The 14,133-nt window shown below is 63.7% G+C and carries 16 protein-coding genes; 13 read left to right on the top strand and 3 right to left on the bottom strand.

The window, feature by feature from the left end:
* Window positions 1–173 precede the first annotated feature (173 nt).
* A complete protein-coding gene (locus FJV77_RS10730) occupies window positions 174–428 on the bottom strand; it encodes a DUF1344 domain-containing protein (RefSeq protein ID WP_142866774.1) in 255 nt (84 codons plus the stop codon).
* A 183-nt stretch (window positions 429–611) separates the two neighbouring features.
* On the opposite strand from FJV77_RS10730, the gene aroC reads away from it, so the two are divergent.
* From aroC to FJV77_RS10715, 3 genes are all read left to right on the top strand, one after another.
* On the top strand, window positions 612–1,712 hold the full coding sequence (gene aroC / locus FJV77_RS10725) for a chorismate synthase (RefSeq protein WP_142866773.1): 1,101 nt from the start codon (window positions 612–614) through the stop codon (window positions 1,710–1,712).
* A gap of 106 nt (window positions 1,713–1,818) precedes the next feature.
* A complete protein-coding gene (gene ribB, locus FJV77_RS10720; RefSeq protein WP_142866772.1) occupies window positions 1,819–2,919 on the top strand; it encodes a 3,4-dihydroxy-2-butanone-4-phosphate synthase in 1,101 nt (366 codons plus the stop codon).
* 18 nt (window positions 2,920–2,937) lie between these two features.
* The gene (locus FJV77_RS10715; RefSeq protein WP_142866771.1) at window positions 2,938–3,360 is read left to right on the top strand and encodes a hypothetical protein; all 423 of its coding nucleotides are present in this window, start codon (window positions 2,938–2,940) and stop codon (window positions 3,358–3,360) included.
* Between the two features lie 63 nt (window positions 3,361–3,423).
* Here the strand turns inward: FJV77_RS10715 and FJV77_RS10710 are convergent, their stop codons facing one another.
* A complete protein-coding gene (locus FJV77_RS10710) occupies window positions 3,424–4,647 on the bottom strand; it encodes an MFS transporter (RefSeq protein WP_142866770.1) in 1,224 nt (407 codons plus the stop codon).
* A 119-nt stretch (window positions 4,648–4,766) separates the two neighbouring features.
* On the opposite strand from FJV77_RS10710, the gene FJV77_RS10705 reads away from it, so the two are divergent.
* The 8 genes from FJV77_RS10705 (at window position 4,767) to FJV77_RS10670 (ending at window position 11,538) form a co-directional block, all read left to right on the top strand.
* The gene (locus tag FJV77_RS10705; RefSeq protein ID WP_142866769.1) at window positions 4,767–5,375 is read left to right on the top strand and encodes a TetR/AcrR family transcriptional regulator; all 609 of its coding nucleotides are present in this window, start codon (window positions 4,767–4,769) and stop codon (window positions 5,373–5,375) included.
* A gap of 92 nt (window positions 5,376–5,467) precedes the next feature.
* Window positions 5,468–6,451 carry a hypothetical protein gene (locus FJV77_RS10700; protein ID WP_142866768.1) on the top strand — a complete coding sequence of 328 codons (984 nt, stop codon included), beginning with the start codon at window positions 5,468–5,470 and terminating at the stop codon, window positions 6,449–6,451.
* Between the two features lie 120 nt (window positions 6,452–6,571).
* Window positions 6,572–7,498 carry a histone deacetylase family protein gene (locus FJV77_RS10695; RefSeq protein ID WP_142866767.1) on the top strand — a complete coding sequence of 309 codons (927 nt, stop codon included), beginning with the start codon at window positions 6,572–6,574 and terminating at the stop codon, window positions 7,496–7,498.
* A gap of 3 nt (window positions 7,499–7,501) precedes the next feature.
* Window positions 7,502–7,753 (top strand): exodeoxyribonuclease VII small subunit, encoded by a 252-nt coding sequence (locus tag FJV77_RS10690; RefSeq protein WP_142866766.1) that lies wholly within the window; start codon window positions 7,502–7,504, stop codon window positions 7,751–7,753.
* Between the two features lie 45 nt (window positions 7,754–7,798).
* On the top strand, window positions 7,799–8,065 hold the full coding sequence (locus FJV77_RS10685; RefSeq protein WP_142866765.1) for a DUF2277 domain-containing protein: 267 nt from the start codon (window positions 7,799–7,801) through the stop codon (window positions 8,063–8,065).
* Between the two features lie 10 nt (window positions 8,066–8,075).
* Window positions 8,076–8,996 carry a pirin family protein gene (locus FJV77_RS10680; protein ID WP_142866764.1) on the top strand — a complete coding sequence of 307 codons (921 nt, stop codon included), beginning with the start codon at window positions 8,076–8,078 and terminating at the stop codon, window positions 8,994–8,996.
* A 110-nt stretch (window positions 8,997–9,106) separates the two neighbouring features.
* The gene (dxs, locus tag FJV77_RS10675; RefSeq protein WP_142866763.1) at window positions 9,107–11,020 is read left to right on the top strand and encodes a 1-deoxy-D-xylulose-5-phosphate synthase; all 1,914 of its coding nucleotides are present in this window, start codon (window positions 9,107–9,109) and stop codon (window positions 11,018–11,020) included.
* 233 nt (window positions 11,021–11,253) lie between these two features.
* Window positions 11,254–11,538 carry a hypothetical protein gene (locus FJV77_RS10670; protein WP_142866762.1) on the top strand — a complete coding sequence of 95 codons (285 nt, stop codon included), beginning with the start codon at window positions 11,254–11,256 and terminating at the stop codon, window positions 11,536–11,538.
* Here the strand turns inward: FJV77_RS10670 and FJV77_RS10665 are convergent.
* Window positions 11,535–11,936 (bottom strand): GFA family protein, encoded by a 402-nt coding sequence (locus FJV77_RS10665; protein WP_142866761.1) that lies wholly within the window; start codon window positions 11,934–11,936, stop codon window positions 11,535–11,537. The two genes, FJV77_RS10670 and FJV77_RS10665, sit on opposite strands and share 4 nt — an antisense overlap.
* Window positions 11,937–12,083: 147 nt before the next feature.
* Between FJV77_RS10665 and FJV77_RS10660 the strand changes: the two genes are divergently transcribed.
* Window positions 12,084–12,848 (top strand): TlyA family RNA methyltransferase, encoded by a 765-nt coding sequence (locus tag FJV77_RS10660; protein ID WP_142866760.1) that lies wholly within the window; start codon window positions 12,084–12,086, stop codon window positions 12,846–12,848.
* Window positions 12,845–14,080: a class I SAM-dependent RNA methyltransferase gene (locus FJV77_RS10655; protein ID WP_142866759.1), complete on the top strand. Its 1,236-nt coding sequence runs from the start codon at window positions 12,845–12,847 to the stop codon at window positions 14,078–14,080. Before FJV77_RS10660 ends, FJV77_RS10655 begins: the two co-directional genes overlap by 4 nt.
* Window positions 14,081–14,133 lie beyond the last annotated feature (53 nt).

Below are 14,133 nucleotides of genomic sequence, written 5' to 3'. Positions count from 1 at the left end.
TCTGCTTCACAGCCATTGTGATTCCCTCCGAACTTCCGTCTCAGAGAATCACAACCAGCCAACTACGCAACAGGCCCCTCGTGGGGGAGATGTCCGGCAGGACAGAGGGGGGCGCTGTCCCGCAAATCTGTCGAAGACTTTGCTCGCGAAGCGAGCGAAGTCTGCTGGGGATATTATTCGGTGTCAGGCAGTTCCATGTCGGTGACGACGTTCTCGCCATTCGTCACGTCATAGGCGATGACGATATCCATGCCGGGCTTCAGCGAGTCGAGATCGGTCTCGGCGTTGAGCTTGTAAGACTTTCCGTCCTCCAGCGTCAGCGTCAGCGCGTCCTTGTCGACCTTCTTGATCATGCCTTCGGTCTGGCCGGCATAGGCGGCGGTGGAAATCAGCAACATGGCGGCAGCAGCGCCGATCAGGGTACGCATCGTCGTCCTCTTTGTCATTGCGCCTGCACGGGTGGCGGCGAGCTTTCAACGGGCGGATGGAAGAGAGCAGAAACCAACCGAATGTGTCAAAACTAAAACCGCCGGATCACAGTTTGACCGCTGTGGAAAACGCAAATAGAAGGCACCCTTGATCCGGTTCCGCTGCCGGGCAGGGCAAAATCCATGTCTCACAACACGTTCGGCCATCTGTTCCGCGTCACCACCTGGGGCGAAAGCCATGGCCCGTCGCTCGGCTGCGTCGTCGACGGCTGCCCGCCCGGCATCCGCTTCACGCGGGCCGAAATCCAGGCCGAACTCGACAAGCGCCGTCCCGGCCAGTCACGTTTTGTGACCCAGCGTCGCGAACCGGACGAAGTGAAGATCCTGTCAGGCTTCATCCTCGACGAGGATGGCGAGACGATGATCACCACCGGTACGCCGGTCTCGATGCTGATCGAGAATGTCGATCAGCGCTCCAAGGACTATGGCGAGATCGCCCGCCAGTACCGTCCCGGCCACGCCGACTACACCTATGACGTCAAATACGGCGTGCGCGATCATCGCGGCGGCGGCCGCTCTTCCGCGCGCGAGACGGCAGCCAGGGTGGCCGCGGGTGCGCTCGCCCGCAAGGTGGTGCCCGGCATGGTGGTGCGCGGCGCGCTGGTCTCGATGGGCGAGAAGTCGATCGACCGCGCCAACTGGAACTGGAATTTTATTGGCGACGCCGAAAACCCGTTCTTCACCCCGGATCCGGCCTCGGTTCCGGTCTTCACCAGCTATCTCGACGGCATCCGCAAGTCTGGCTCCTCGGTCGGCGCGGTGATCGAGATCGTCGCCGACGGTGTGCCGGCCGGCCTCGGCGCGCCGATCTATGCCAAGCTCGACCAGGACATTGCGTCGGGCCTGATGTCGATCAACGCCGTCAAGGGCGTCGAGATCGGCAATGGTTTCGAGGCCGCCCGCATCACCGGCGAACAGAATGCCGACGAGATGCGCATGGGCAATGACGGCAAGCCGGTCTTCCTGTCCAACAATGCCGGCGGCATTTTGGGCGGCATCTCGACCGGACAGGCGATCGTCGCCCGTTTCGCCGTCAAGCCGACCTCGTCGATCCTGACGCCGCGCAAATCCATCGACAAGGACGGCAACGACGTCGATGTCATGACCAAAGGCCGCCACGACCCCTGCGTCGGCATCCGCGCCGTGCCGATCGGCGAGGCCATGGTTGCCTGCGCCGTCGCCGATCATTATCTGCGGCATCGAGGACAGACGGGAAGGCAGTAGGCAGTAGGGATTAGGCAGTAGGCAGCATGCCAGCCCGACACGGCCTTTTCTCTTCCCTACTGCCTACTGCCTAATTCCTATTCCCTGCGAGCGAAGCGAGCACTCCATGCCATACGACCAGAAGAAAATCGTCGAAGCCCTGCGCGCCTTCGAGCGCGGCGAGATCGTCGTCGTCATGGACGATGACGGGCGCGAGAATGAGGGTGACCTGATCGTTGCCGCCGTCCATTGCACGCCGGAAAAAATGGCCTTCATCGTCCGCCATACCTCCGGCATCGTGTGCACGCCGATGCCGCGCGAGGAGGCCAAGCGCCTGAACCTGTCGCCGATGGTCGCCGACAATGATTCCGCCCACACCACCGCCTTTACCGTCAGCGTCGATTTCAAGCATGGCACCACCACCGGCATTTCGGCCGACGATCGCACGCTGACCGTGCGCAACCTCGCCAACGGCAATGTCGGCGGTTCGGATTTCGTCCGTCCCGGCCACATCTTCCCGTTGATCGCCCGCGAAGGCGGCGTGCTGATGCGCTCGGGCCATACCGAAGCGGCCGTCGATCTATGCAAGCTCGCCGGTCTGCCGCCGGTCGGCGTGATTTCGGAACTGGTCAATGATGACGGCACCGTCAAGCGTGGTCCGCAGGTGGCGGCCTTCGCCGAAGAACACGGCCTCAAGCAGGTTTCGGTCGCCGATCTCATCGCCTACCGGCAGCGCAAGGAGACACTGGTCGAGCGCGTCGCCTGCTCCGAAATCGACACGCTCGGCGGCAAGGCGCAGGTTTTCACCTACACGCTGCCCTGGGATTCCATGCACCATGTCGCCATCGTTTTCGGCGATATCCGCGACGGCGAGGACGTGCCGGTGCGGCTGCATTCGGAGGATGTGGTGACCGACGTGTTCGGCACCAGCCACCGGCTCGACGGCATCATGAAGGCGATGGGCGAGCGCAAGCGCGGCGTCATCGTCTATCTCCGAGAGGGCTCCGTCGGCGTTGCTCATCAGGAGCGCAAGCGGCCGCAGAGCGCCGACCGCGAGGACCACGAAGAGGCGCGCCGCCGCGAGAACGAATGGCGCGAAATCGGCCTCGGCGCGCAGATCCTGAAGGATCTCGGCATTTCGTCGATCAACCTGATCGCCTCGCGCGAACGCCACTATGTCGGCCTCGAAGGATTTGGCATACACATCGCAAAGACCGAGATTATCTAGGCTGCTGGAGGCATTGAGATGAGCTTCGAGGCATATCTCAATTGCTTTGAAGGTGGCGAAGAGAGCTTCTTCCCCACGTCGATTATCGAGGAAGCCTTCGCGCCGTTCATCACCAGGCGTGAGCCTGAGTTCTCATGCTGGGTCGTTACCTATGACGACACGTCGTCGGCTGACCTCTATCTCAATCTGGATCCCGGTGACGCCTCACGATGTTCCGGCTTCACGGTCGCGCGGCCGCCTGATGATCCACGCCTCTACGAGGGGTTGTGGAAAATCTTGCGCGCCAGCAGCTCGGTCGTTTATTGCGCCGGAGAATGTCCGCCGATGGTCGGGCGTGCCGAAACCATACCCCATCTGAATCCGGATATGGTCGAGACACTGGGAAGTCCTGTTGTCGTTGTTGACGGGGACGAGATTCGCACCAGGCTTGAACAGTCCTAGCAAGTCGGACTTGTTCGGAGGAAACTGCGTCCGGTCCGCGAGCTGAACCGGACGCGTGTGCTTCTATTCCGCAGGAACGGCGGCCGCGTCGCATCCGTCCAGCTCGCATTCATGGGTGGCCAGGCTGCGCTGTCCGGCGAGCACCGTGACCAGAGCGATAGTTCCGGCCGCCACCGAAACCCAGAACCCGTTCCGGGCGCCGAACTCGTCCACCACGGCGCCAGCGGCAAACGAGCCGAGCGCCATGCCGATGCCGATGCCGGTCATCACCCAGGTGATGCCTTCGGTCAGCATCGCTTCCGGCACGTGCCGCTCGATCAGGCCGAAAGCGGTGATGAAGGTCGGCGAGATCGCAACGCCGCTGACGAACACCGTCACCGCCAGCAGCGGCACGGTGCTGGCGGTGAGCGGCAGCAATGTGCCGAGCGCGACGAGGGCGACCGCGATGGCGAGCTGGCGTTGCAGCGGCGCCTTCAGATTGAGCGCGCCGACGACGAGGCCGAGCACGAACGATCCCAGCGCATAGACGCCGATAACGAGGCTGGCGGCGCCGGGCTGGCCGAGCTCCTTGGTGATCGCCACCGTGCTCACTTCCGTCGTGGCGAAGGTGGCGCCGACGAAGATCAGGGCAAAGGTGATGATCTGCACTGGCCGCAGCCGGATTGCCGAGCCGCTCGTGACATGATCCACAGGCCGGACTTGCGGTTCGGTCGAACGCTGCAGGATGAAAGCCGTCGAACCGATGGCGAGGAACAGCGTGCTCACCAGAACACCAGCCTCCGGGAAGAGGGCGGCGCTCAACCCCACCGACAGCGATGCCCCGGCGATGTAGACGAGTTCGTCCGCCGCAGACTCGAAGGCGAAAGCGGTGTTCATCTGCGGCCGGCCGCGAAAAATTTCGGTCCAGCGCGCGCGCACCATGGCCGGCATGCTGGGCATGGCAGCGGCCGCCAGGGCGGACACGAACAGCGTCCATAGCGGCCAGTCCTGATTGGCGGCCGCAATCAGCACGGCGAAGGCGAGCACGGTGACGATGGTGGTGGGAACCACGATCCGCGTCTGGCCGAGCCGGTCGACCAGCCTTGAGATTTGCGGCGCCACGAAAGCGTTGCTCAGCGCGAAGGTCGCCGCAACGGCGCCGGCCAGCCAGTATTCCCCATGCGTTTGCGACAGCATGGCCACGATTCCGATCGGCGCCATGGCGATCGGCAGGCGCGCCAGGAAGCCGGCGGTGGCAAAGCCCTTGGCTCCGGGGGCACGAAAGATTTCGGCGTAGGGGTTTTGCATTGCGGGCTCCTCGACAAAGGCCAATTCAACAATTACATACGATGCGTATGATTGTAAGATAGTGCATACGCTGCGTATGTCAATTGGCATACGATGCGTATGTGAATAAGGCCAGAACCATGCACAGACCCCGCAAGGAGATGATTGCGCAGACGCGTGCCAAGCTGATCACGGCGGCCCGCCATGCTTTCGGCACGATCGGCTATGCCGAAGCCTCGATGGACGATTTCACCGCCTCGGCCGGGCTGACGCGCGGCGCGCTCTATCATCATTTCGGTGACAAGAAGGGGCTGCTGCAGGCGGTCATTGCCGAAATAGACGGCGAGATGGCGGTTCGCATAAATGAGATCGCGTCGAAAGCGCCGACCCGATGGCAGCATTTCGTCGACGAATGCACAACCTATATCGAAATGGCGCTGGAGCCGGAAATCCAGCGCATCATGTTCCGCGACGGCCCGGCCGTGCTCGGCGATCCAGCGCAATGGCCGAATGCCAATGCCTGCGTCGGTTCAATGACCGATCATCTGACCAGCCTGCAGCAGGAGGGGATGGTCGTCCCCGGCGTCGATCCCGAAACCGCCGCGCGGCTGATCAACGGCGCCAGCAGCCAGGCGGCGCAGCGCATCGCCAATTCGAGCGACCCCGAAGCGACGTCGAAGACCGTGGTGGCGGCCTTCAAGCAGTTGCTTGAAGGGCTGCTCAAAAAGCAGGATTCGCAGCCGGTCTGAAATCTCACCAGCTAATACCCGGCATTTGCCGAGATTGACAATTTTCGGCCCAGGTTCATCCTCCCCACCCATCTCTGAGGGGAGATTCGGGCATGTGGGATTTCGATATCGGCAGGTCGGTGTCCATCATGATCAGGACATGGCCGTTCATCGTCTTTCGCATGATCGTCTATTTCGGCATCACGCTCGCCTATATCGTGGCGACCGGCAGCGGCGCCTCGGTCGGCTATGGTGTCGGCCATATCTCCACCGATCCCGACGGGCCGCTGTCCTTTGCGCTGTGGGGCGGCATCGTCGGCAGCGGCGTCGTTTCGATCGCGCTTTATTGGATCCGCGAATACATCCTCTACGTCGTCAAGGCCGGCCATATCGCCGTCATGGTCCATCTGATCGACGGCCGCGACGTTCCCAATGGCCAGGACCAGATCGCCTACGCCAAGGATGTGGTGAAGGAGCGTTTCGCCGAGGCCAACATCCTTTTCGTGGTCGACCAGCTGGTCAAGGGCGCGATCCGGGCCATCACCGGCCTGATCGGCGGCATCGCCGCTTTCCTGCCCGTTCCGGGCCTCGGCGGCCTGGTCGCTTTCATCAACACGGTGATCCGCCTGTCGCTGACCTATGTCGACGAGATCATCCTCGGCTACAACATCCGCATCAACTCGTCTTCGCCCTTCGAGACGGCGCGGCAAGGCGTCGTGCTCTACGCTCAGAACGGCAAGACCATGGTCAAGAACGCCGTCTGGCTGGCTGTCATCATGTGGGGCGTCTCCTTCGTCATCTTCCTGCTGATGCTGGCGCCGGCCGCCGCCATCATGTGGTTCATACCAGGGCAACTCGGCGGCTGGGCCTTCGTGCTGGCGCTCCTGCTGGCCTGGGCCTTCAAGGCAGCCTTCATCGAACCCTTCGCCATCGCTTGCCTGATGCAGGTCTATTTCAAGACCATCGAAGGCCAGGTGCCGAATGCGGAATGGGACCAGCGGCTGGCCGAGGCGTCGTCCAAGTTCCGAAAGCTCAAGGAAAAGGCCACGGCCTCGTTCGGTGGCTCACGCTGGACCCAGCCGGCGCCCAACACCTAGAACCCGCCTAATCCCTGTTGCCCCGCTTAATCCCTGTTGCCCCGCTTAATCCCTGTTGAACGTCGCTACAGTGCGGCGCCAAACCATGGTCAAAGCGGCCGGGCGCGCCTATATCGGGTCATGGTCACAAGGCTCTACACCCATCCGATCTTCCTCGAACATCTGACGCCGCCCGGTCATCCCGAGCGACCCGACCGCTTGCGCGCCATCGAGCGCGTGCTCGACGACGAGGCCTTTGCGGCGCTCGACCGAGTCACGGCGCCGCAAGGCGACGAGGCCACCATTCTCTATGCCCACCCCGAGGATTTCGTCGCCCGTGTCCGCGCCGCGATCCCCGAGAGTGGCATTGCCCCGATCGACGCCGACACCAGCGCCAGCCCGAAAAGCTGGCAGGCGGTGGTCACCGCCATCGGTGCGGCCAATGCCGCAGTCGACGATGTTTTCGAGGACCGGGCCGCCAATGTCTTCGTTGCCGCGCGTCCGCCCGGCCACCACGCCGAAAAGACCACCGCCATGGGCTTTTGCCTGTTCAACACCGCAGCCATCGCGGCGCGCTATGCGCAAAAGAAACACGGCGCCGAACGCGTCGCCATCGTCGACTGGGACGTCCACCACGGCAACGGCACGCAGGACATTTTCTGGGACGATCCGTCGGTGCTTTACTGCTCGACGCACCAGATGCCGCTCTATCCCGGCACCGGCGCCAAGAACGAAACCGGCGCCGGCAACATCGTCAACGCGCCGTTGGCGCCACAGACCGGCTCAGACATGTTCCGCGATGCCTTGCTGTCGCGCGTCCTGCCGGCGCTCGACAATTTTGCGCCTGACCTGATCATTATTTCCGCCGGCTTCGACGCCCACCATCGCGATCCGCTGGCCGAGATCAACCTCAGCGAGGACGATTTCGACTGGGCGACCGGCCAGTTGCTGGAACGCGCCGGGCGCCACAGCGGCAACCGGCTCGTCAGTCTGCTCGAGGGCGGCTACGATCTGCAGGGACTGGCATTTTCGGTCGCCGCCCATGTCGGGCGGCTGATGAAGGGATAGAGTATGGCTGGCGAAGCAAATGAAGACGTCAAGGCGATGAGCTTCGAGCAGGCACTCGACGCGCTCGAAAAGATCGTCGACGATCTCGAACGCGGCGACGTGCCGCTCGATCAGTCGATCAGGATCTATGAACGCGGCGAGGCGCTGAAGGCCCATTGCGACCGGCTGCTGAAGTCGGCTGAAGACAAGGTCGAGAAGATCAGGCTGTCTCGTGACGGCAAGCCGGTGGGAACGGAGCCGCTCGACGCGGAATAATATGTCAAACGGGGCGGGCAGAGAAAGCAGGTAAGGAGTTCAAGCATGTGCAGAAACATCAAGACCCTGTTCAATTTCGATCCGCCGGCAACCCACGACGAGATCCGCGACGCCGCCCTTCAGTTCGTGCGCAAATTGAGCGGAACGACGCGCCCCTCGCAGCGCAACCAGGCGGCCTTCGACCGTGCCGTCGAGGCGATCGCTGAATCGGCGCATGAATTGCTGCATTCGCTCGAAACCAGCCATCATCCGCGCAATCGCGAAGAGGTGGCAGCCAAGGCAAAAGCCAAATCGGCGCTGCGCTTCGCCTGAGGACATCTCGATGAGCTTCTTCCCCGGCAAGGACCCTGAGCCTGGCGACGCCTTCGCCAGCGACCAGATCGAGCTGATGGTCATTCCGAACGCCAAGGACATTGACGGCTTCCAGGTCCGCCGCGCTTTGCCGACGGCAAGGCGGCGGCTGGTCGGTCCGTTCATCTTCTTCGACCGCATGGGTCCGGCCATCCTGCGCGCCGGCCAGGCGCTCGATGTGCGTCCGCACCCGCATATCGGGCTTTCCACCGTCACCTATCTGTTCGACGGCAAGATCAGGCACCGCGATTCGCTCGGCACCGAAATGGTCATCCAGCCCGGCGACGTGAATTTGATGACCGCCGGCCGCGGCATCGTCCATTCCGAGCGCACGCCCGAAGAATTGCGCGGCGCGCCGATGTCGGTCTCCGGCCTGCAGACCTGGCTGGCGCTGCCCGACGGCAAGGAGGAGGTGGCGCCAGTGTTCGAGAACACCGCGGCGCTGCTGCTGCCCGAAATCGACGCCGAAGGCGTCAGCGGCCGTGTGGTGATCGGCGATTTCCAGGGGCTGCGCTCGCCGGTAAGAGCCGATACCGAAACGCTTTACGCCGATCTGCGCCTGGCGCCCGGCGCCAGCGTCAAAATTCCCGCCGACGCCGAGGAACGCGCCATCTACACGCTGGAAGGCGATGTCTCGATATCGGGCGATCGCTTTCCGGCCGAGCGTCTGCTGGTGTTCCGGCCCGGCGACGAACTCGTCGTCTCATCCGAACGCGGCGCCCATTTCATGCTGTTTGGCGGGGCATCGCTCGGCTCCCCACGCCACATCTGGTGGAATTTCGTCTCGTCGTCGAAGGAGCGTATCGAACAGGCCAAACAGGAATGGAAGACGGGCCGCTTCGATATCGTTCCTGGAGATGAGGAAGAGTTCATTCCGTTACCGGACAATTAACGTCAGCATCAGCCGCGTCACTGACACGCATTTACATTCGGCGGGCGGAGGCATATTTCGCCCATGATCAACGCGCATGAACGAAAATAGCTGGGCAGGCTCCTAAAACAGTGAACGCAACGCTGCATACGCCGCTTCTCGACAAGGTCCGCATTCCAGCCGACCTGAAGAAGCTTGACGAAAGCGAGCTGCCGCAGCTGGCCTCGGAGCTGCGTGCCGAACTGATCGATGCCGTCTCGCATACGGGTGGGCATCTCGGCGCCGGCCTCGGTGTCGTCGAACTGACCGTGGCGCTGCACTATGTTTTCAACACGCCGGAAGACCGGGTGATCTGGGATGTCGGCCACCAGGCCTATCCGCACAAGATCCTGACCGGTCGCCGCGACCGCATCCGCACCCTGCGCCAAGAGGGCGGCCTGTCCGGCTTCACCCGCCGCGCCGAGAGCGAATACGACCCGTTCGGCGCCGCGCACTCCTCGACCTCGATTTCCGCTGGCCTCGGCATGGCCATGGCGCGCGACCTCTCGGGCGGCAACAACAATGTCATTGCCGTCATCGGCGACGGCGCCATGTCGGCCGGCATGGCATTTGAAGCATTGAACAATGCCGGCGCGCTCGATGCCCGCCTGATCGTCATCCTCAACGACAACGACATGTCGATCGCGCCGCCGACCGGCGCCATGAGCGCCTATCTGGCGCGGCTCGCCTCCGGCAAGACCTACCTCGGCCTGCGCGATTTCGGCAAGAAACTGACCTCCTATCTCGGCAAGCGCGCCGATCGCGCCATCACGCGGGCGGTCGAGCATGCGCGCGGCTACGTCACCGGCGGCACGCTGTTCGAGGAGCTTGGCTTCTACCATATCGGTCCGATCGACGGGCACAATCTCGAACACCTGATCCCGGTGCTGAAGAACGTTCGCGACAATGCCGACGGCCCGGTGCTGATCCATGTCGTGACCCAGAAGGGCAAGGGTTACGGCCCGGCCGAGGCCGCGCCCGACAAATATCACGGCGTCAACAAGTTCGACGTCATCACCGGCGCGCAGACCAAGGCGCCGGCCAACGCGCCGGCCTACACCAAGGTGTTCGCCGAAAGCCTGATCCAGGAGGCGCGAGCCGACGACCGCATCGTCGCCGTCACCGCCGCCATGCCGAACGGCACCGGCCTCGACCTGTTCGGCGAGGCGTTTCCGACCCGGACCTTCGATGTCGGCATCGCCGAGCAGCATGCGGTGACGTTTGCCGCCGGCCTCGCCACCGAAGGCTACAAGCCCTTCGCCGCCATCTATTCGACCTTCCTGCAGCGCGCCTATGACCAGGTCGTCCACGACGTGGCGATCCAGAAATTGCCGGTGCGTTTCCCGATCGACCGCGCCGGCTTTGTCGGCGCCGACGGCGCCACCCATTGCGGCGCCTTCGACACCACCTTCCTGGCGACGCTGCCGGGCTTTGTGGTGATGGCGGCCGCCGACGAGGCGGAGCTTCGCCACATGGTGCGCACCGCCGCCTATTACGACGAAGGCCCGATCGCCTTCCGTTATCCGCGTGGCAACGGTGTCGGCGTCGACATGCCGGAGCGTGGCTCGGTGCTCGAAATCGGCAAGGGCCGCATCGTCAGGGAAGGCACCAAGGTGGCGCTCCTGTCCTTCGGTACGCGGCTGCAGGATTGCCTGATCGCCGCCGAGGAACTCGGCGCTGCCGGGCTCTCGACGACGGTTGCCGACGCCCGCTTCGCCAAGCCGCTGGATGAGGATCTGATCCGCCGGCTCGCCCGCTCACATGAAGTGCTGGTGACGGTGGAAGAGGGCGCTGTCGGCGGCTTCGCCAGCCATGTGCTGCAGTTCCTCGCCCATGAAGGCCTGCTGGAAAGCGGCCTGAAAGTGCGGCCGCTGGTGCTTCCGGACGAGTTCACCGACCACGCCAAGCCGGAAAAAATGTATGCAGACGCCGGGCTCGACGCCGCCGGCATCGTGCGCACGGTGTTCGTTGCGCTTGGCCATTCCGCTCGCGCGCAACGCGCCTGAATCAAACTCTCACGCCTTTGAAGCGGTTTGTCGGCTTCTAAAGCAATTCCAGGAAAAGTGTGAAGCGGTTTTCCCGGGAAAAGCGCGTAGCGCTTTCCCTTGGGAATTGCGCCAAGCGCTCTAGCCGTAACGCTCTGTTAACGCTTCTGTTTGGCGTTTCGCTTACCGTGTCTTTTGGCCGTTTTTCAACGCCGCCCTGCTAGAACCCGACCAAGGCAGGGAGTTAAAAAACAATGCGAACGCTTCTGTGCGGCGCGGCCTTTTTGGCCCTCATCGCCGCACCGGCCGTGGCCGAAACCCGCTATGACCGCAAGCTCGAACAGGCGGTGGTCGAGATAGTCGCCGGCAAGATGGGCAACATCAGGGGCGGCTTTTCCTACAAGCAGGTGCCGCAGCTCGTCGTCGTGCCGGACGTACCGGCTGCGCCCATCGAGAGCTCGCCCAAGCAGGCTTCCGGCGATGCGAGTGACAGCTTGGTGCCCGCCGTCGAACGGTCGGTTTCGCGCACCATTTTCTAGAACCACATATCGCGTACGCAGCGCCCATCGCGCGGCAGATCGTCAAAACTGTCCAGCCCGTCGAAATGATCGATCGGCAGGTCGGCGACCGCCTCCGGCGGCGCCAGCCTGACATTGACGGCGATCCGCGTGCGCCCGCTTGAACCGGTGCGCAGGCCGCGCCACGCAAGCACGCGGGCACAGGTCGGGCAGAACAGGATCTCGAGCGAGGGTTCGTTTTTCCCAGCACGCGCATAGGAACGCAGAGGTCCCGCAACCCGGATGCGCTCGTCGACAAAATCATGGGCCCACAGCGTGCCGCAACGGCGGCAAAGCGTGCAGTTGCAAGCGGTGATCGAGCCGGGGTCGCCCTCCAGGGTCCAGTGGGCGGCGCCGCAATGGCAGGTTCCCGTCAGCATTCGTCTTCCTCTGCATTGCCCGGGCCATCCCGCCCAGGCATCTTGCTGGACTGGGTGCGATTATCAACCGGCGGCGGCCGGCCAGCTTCTCTCGCCTCTCTCATCCAATGTCCTTGCCTTCGTGACCGGCTTTCGCCATGAAGGCCGATGAACTCCCCTCTGCCAGCCAGCACACGCCAGCGGCTCGACGAATTGCTCGTCCAGCGCGGCCTGTTTGCAAGCCGCTCGCGCGCCCGCGACGCGGTCGAGCGTGGAACTGTCTCAGTCGACGGCGTGGTCGCCCGCAAGCCCGGCCAGACCGTCCTGCCGCAATGCCTCATCGACATCGACGATCCCGCACAGGGCTATGTCTCACGCGCGGCGCTGAAGCTGATTGCCGGGCTCGACCATTTCAGTCTCGATCCGGCCGGCAGCGAAGCGCTCGACATCGGCGCCTCGACCGGCGGCTTCACGCAGGTGCTGCTAGAACGCGGTGCGGCCCATGTCACGGCGATCGATGTCGGCCACGGCCAGATGCATCCCGATGTCTCGTCCGACCCGCGCGTCACCGTGATCGAGGGCCTCAACGCCCGCGAACTCACCGCCGCTGATCTCGGCGGCCGTATCCCAGATTTCATCGTCTCCGATGTCAGCTTCATTTCGCTGAAACTGGCGATGCCGCCGGCGCTTGCCATCGCCAGCCTGGGAGCTCGTGCCGTGTTTCTGGTCAAGCCGCAATTCGAGGCCGGCCGCGAGGCGATCGGCAAGGGCGGCCTACTGAAAGACCCCTATGACGCCGCCCGCGTTGCCGGCCTGCTGCAGGAATGGCTCGAAGGCGTCCCTGGCTGGCGGACACTGGGTCTGCACATGTCGCCGATTGAAGGTGGCGACGGCAACCGCGAGTTCCTGCTCGGTGGGATCAAGGACCGATGAGTACGCGCTTCACCATCAAGAGACTGGGCTCGCAGGGCGACGGTGTCGCCGAGACCGAAACGGGCGAGCTGTTTATTCCCTTCACGCTGCCCGGCGAAACCGTCACCGCGGCGCGCGAAAGGGATCGCGCCACGCTGATGGCGGTGCTGGAAGCCTCGCCGCTGCGCATCGACCCGGCCTGCCGGCATTTCACAGAATGCGGCGGCTGCGCCGTCCAGCATCTCGAAGCCGACGCCTACCACCAGTGGAAACGCGACAAGGTCGTACATGCCTTGAAGGGCATTGCCGGCGATATCGGCGCCTTGGTGCCGTGCGCGCCCCACACACGCCGCCGCGTCGTGCTTGCCGCCCGCCGCGCCGGCACCGGCATGCTGCTTGGCTTCCATCGCCATCTGTCTCCGGAAATCATCCCGATCGAGGAATGCCCGATCTCGCTGCCGGAGATCGTCGCCGCGCTCGATCGCTTGCGCTCGGTCGCCGACCTGGTTTGCGCCACCACCAAATCGTTCCGCATGGCGGTCACTGTTACGGGTTCGGGCCTCGACGTCGCGGTCTATGAGTCAGGCAAGCTGGGCGAGCACCAGCGCCGGGTCGCCTCCAACTTCGTCATGGCCAACGGTTTTGCCCGGCTTTCGATCGACGACGAGATTGTCATCGAGCCGAAAAAGCCGGTGGTCATGTTCGGCACAGTCGCTGTCGCCGTACCGCCCGGCGCCTTCCTGCAGGCAACCGAAGCCGCCGAACAGGCGATGGCCGATATCGTTGGCGGACATCTGAAACGCGCCAAGAAAGTCGCCGATCTGTTCGCCGGCTGCGGCAGCTTTGCGCTTCGGCTGGCGGCGAAATCCGAGGTGCATGCGGTCGAAGGCGATGCGGCCGCCCTGTCTGCGCTCGACCGGGGGTCACGCTTCGCCACCGGCTTGAAGCGGGTAACCGGCGAACGCCGCGACCTGTTCCGGCGCCCACTGACGTTCAAGGAGCTGAACGCTTTCGACGGCGTCGTCTTTGATCCGCCGCGCGCCGGTGCTGAGGATCAGTCGAAGCAGATCGCCCGCTCCGACGTGCCGTTCGTCGCCGCCGTCTCCTGCAACCCGGTGACGCTGGCCCGGGATTTACGCATCCTCATGGATGGCGGCTACGTGCTGAAAAGCGTCACGCCGATCGACCAGTTCCTCTGGTCGCCGCATGTCGAGGCGGTGGCGCTGCTGGAGAAACCAAAGAGACGGCGGTAGCCGCAGCCTAATGCATGTCGCCCAGAAGTGTGCTGCGGTTCTGGGACAACGAC

The organism is Mesorhizobium sp. WSM4306, from assembly GCF_007003975.1.
In the GTDB taxonomy this organism is placed as follows: domain Bacteria; phylum Pseudomonadota; class Alphaproteobacteria; order Rhizobiales; family Rhizobiaceae; genus Mesorhizobium.
This window is presented reverse-complemented; position numbering and strand designations above follow the sequence as displayed.

Bases quoted from the DNA above. Each gene is read 5' to 3' on its own strand.
- FJV77_RS10685 (WP_142866765.1), top strand. From the start codon at position 7,799: ATGTGCAGAAACATCAAGACCCTGTTCAATTTCGATCCGCCGGCAACC.
- FJV77_RS10660 (WP_142866760.1), top strand. From the start codon at position 12,084: ATGAACTCCCCTCTGCCAGCCAGCACACGCCAGCGGCTCGACGAATTG.
- ribB (WP_142866772.1), top strand. From the start codon at position 1,819: ATGCCATACGACCAGAAGAAAATCGTCGAAGCCCTGCGCGCCTTCGAG.
- FJV77_RS10690 (WP_142866766.1), top strand. From the start codon at position 7,502: ATGGCTGGCGAAGCAAATGAAGACGTCAAGGCGATGAGCTTCGAGCAG.
- FJV77_RS10695 (WP_142866767.1), top strand. From the start codon at position 6,572: ATGGTCACAAGGCTCTACACCCATCCGATCTTCCTCGAACATCTGACG.
- FJV77_RS10715 (WP_142866771.1), top strand. From the start codon at position 2,938: ATGAGCTTCGAGGCATATCTCAATTGCTTTGAAGGTGGCGAAGAGAGC.
- FJV77_RS10670 (WP_142866762.1), top strand. From the start codon at position 11,254: ATGCGAACGCTTCTGTGCGGCGCGGCCTTTTTGGCCCTCATCGCCGCA.
- FJV77_RS10705 (WP_142866769.1), top strand. From the start codon at position 4,767: ATGCACAGACCCCGCAAGGAGATGATTGCGCAGACGCGTGCCAAGCTG.
- FJV77_RS10680 (WP_142866764.1), top strand. From the start codon at position 8,076: ATGAGCTTCTTCCCCGGCAAGGACCCTGAGCCTGGCGACGCCTTCGCC.
- aroC (WP_142866773.1), top strand. From the start codon at position 612: ATGTCTCACAACACGTTCGGCCATCTGTTCCGCGTCACCACCTGGGGC.
- FJV77_RS10710 (WP_142866770.1), bottom strand. From the start codon at position 4,647: ATGCAAAACCCCTACGCCGAAATCTTTCGTGCCCCCGGAGCCAAGGGC.
- FJV77_RS10665 (WP_142866761.1), bottom strand. From the start codon at position 11,936: ATGCTGACGGGAACCTGCCATTGCGGCGCCGCCCACTGGACCCTGGAG.
- FJV77_RS10730 (WP_142866774.1), bottom strand. From the start codon at position 428: ATGCGTACCCTGATCGGCGCTGCTGCCGCCATGTTGCTGATTTCCACC.
- FJV77_RS10700 (WP_142866768.1), top strand. From the start codon at position 5,468: ATGTGGGATTTCGATATCGGCAGGTCGGTGTCCATCATGATCAGGACA.
- FJV77_RS10655 (WP_142866759.1), top strand. From the start codon at position 12,845: ATGAGTACGCGCTTCACCATCAAGAGACTGGGCTCGCAGGGCGACGGT.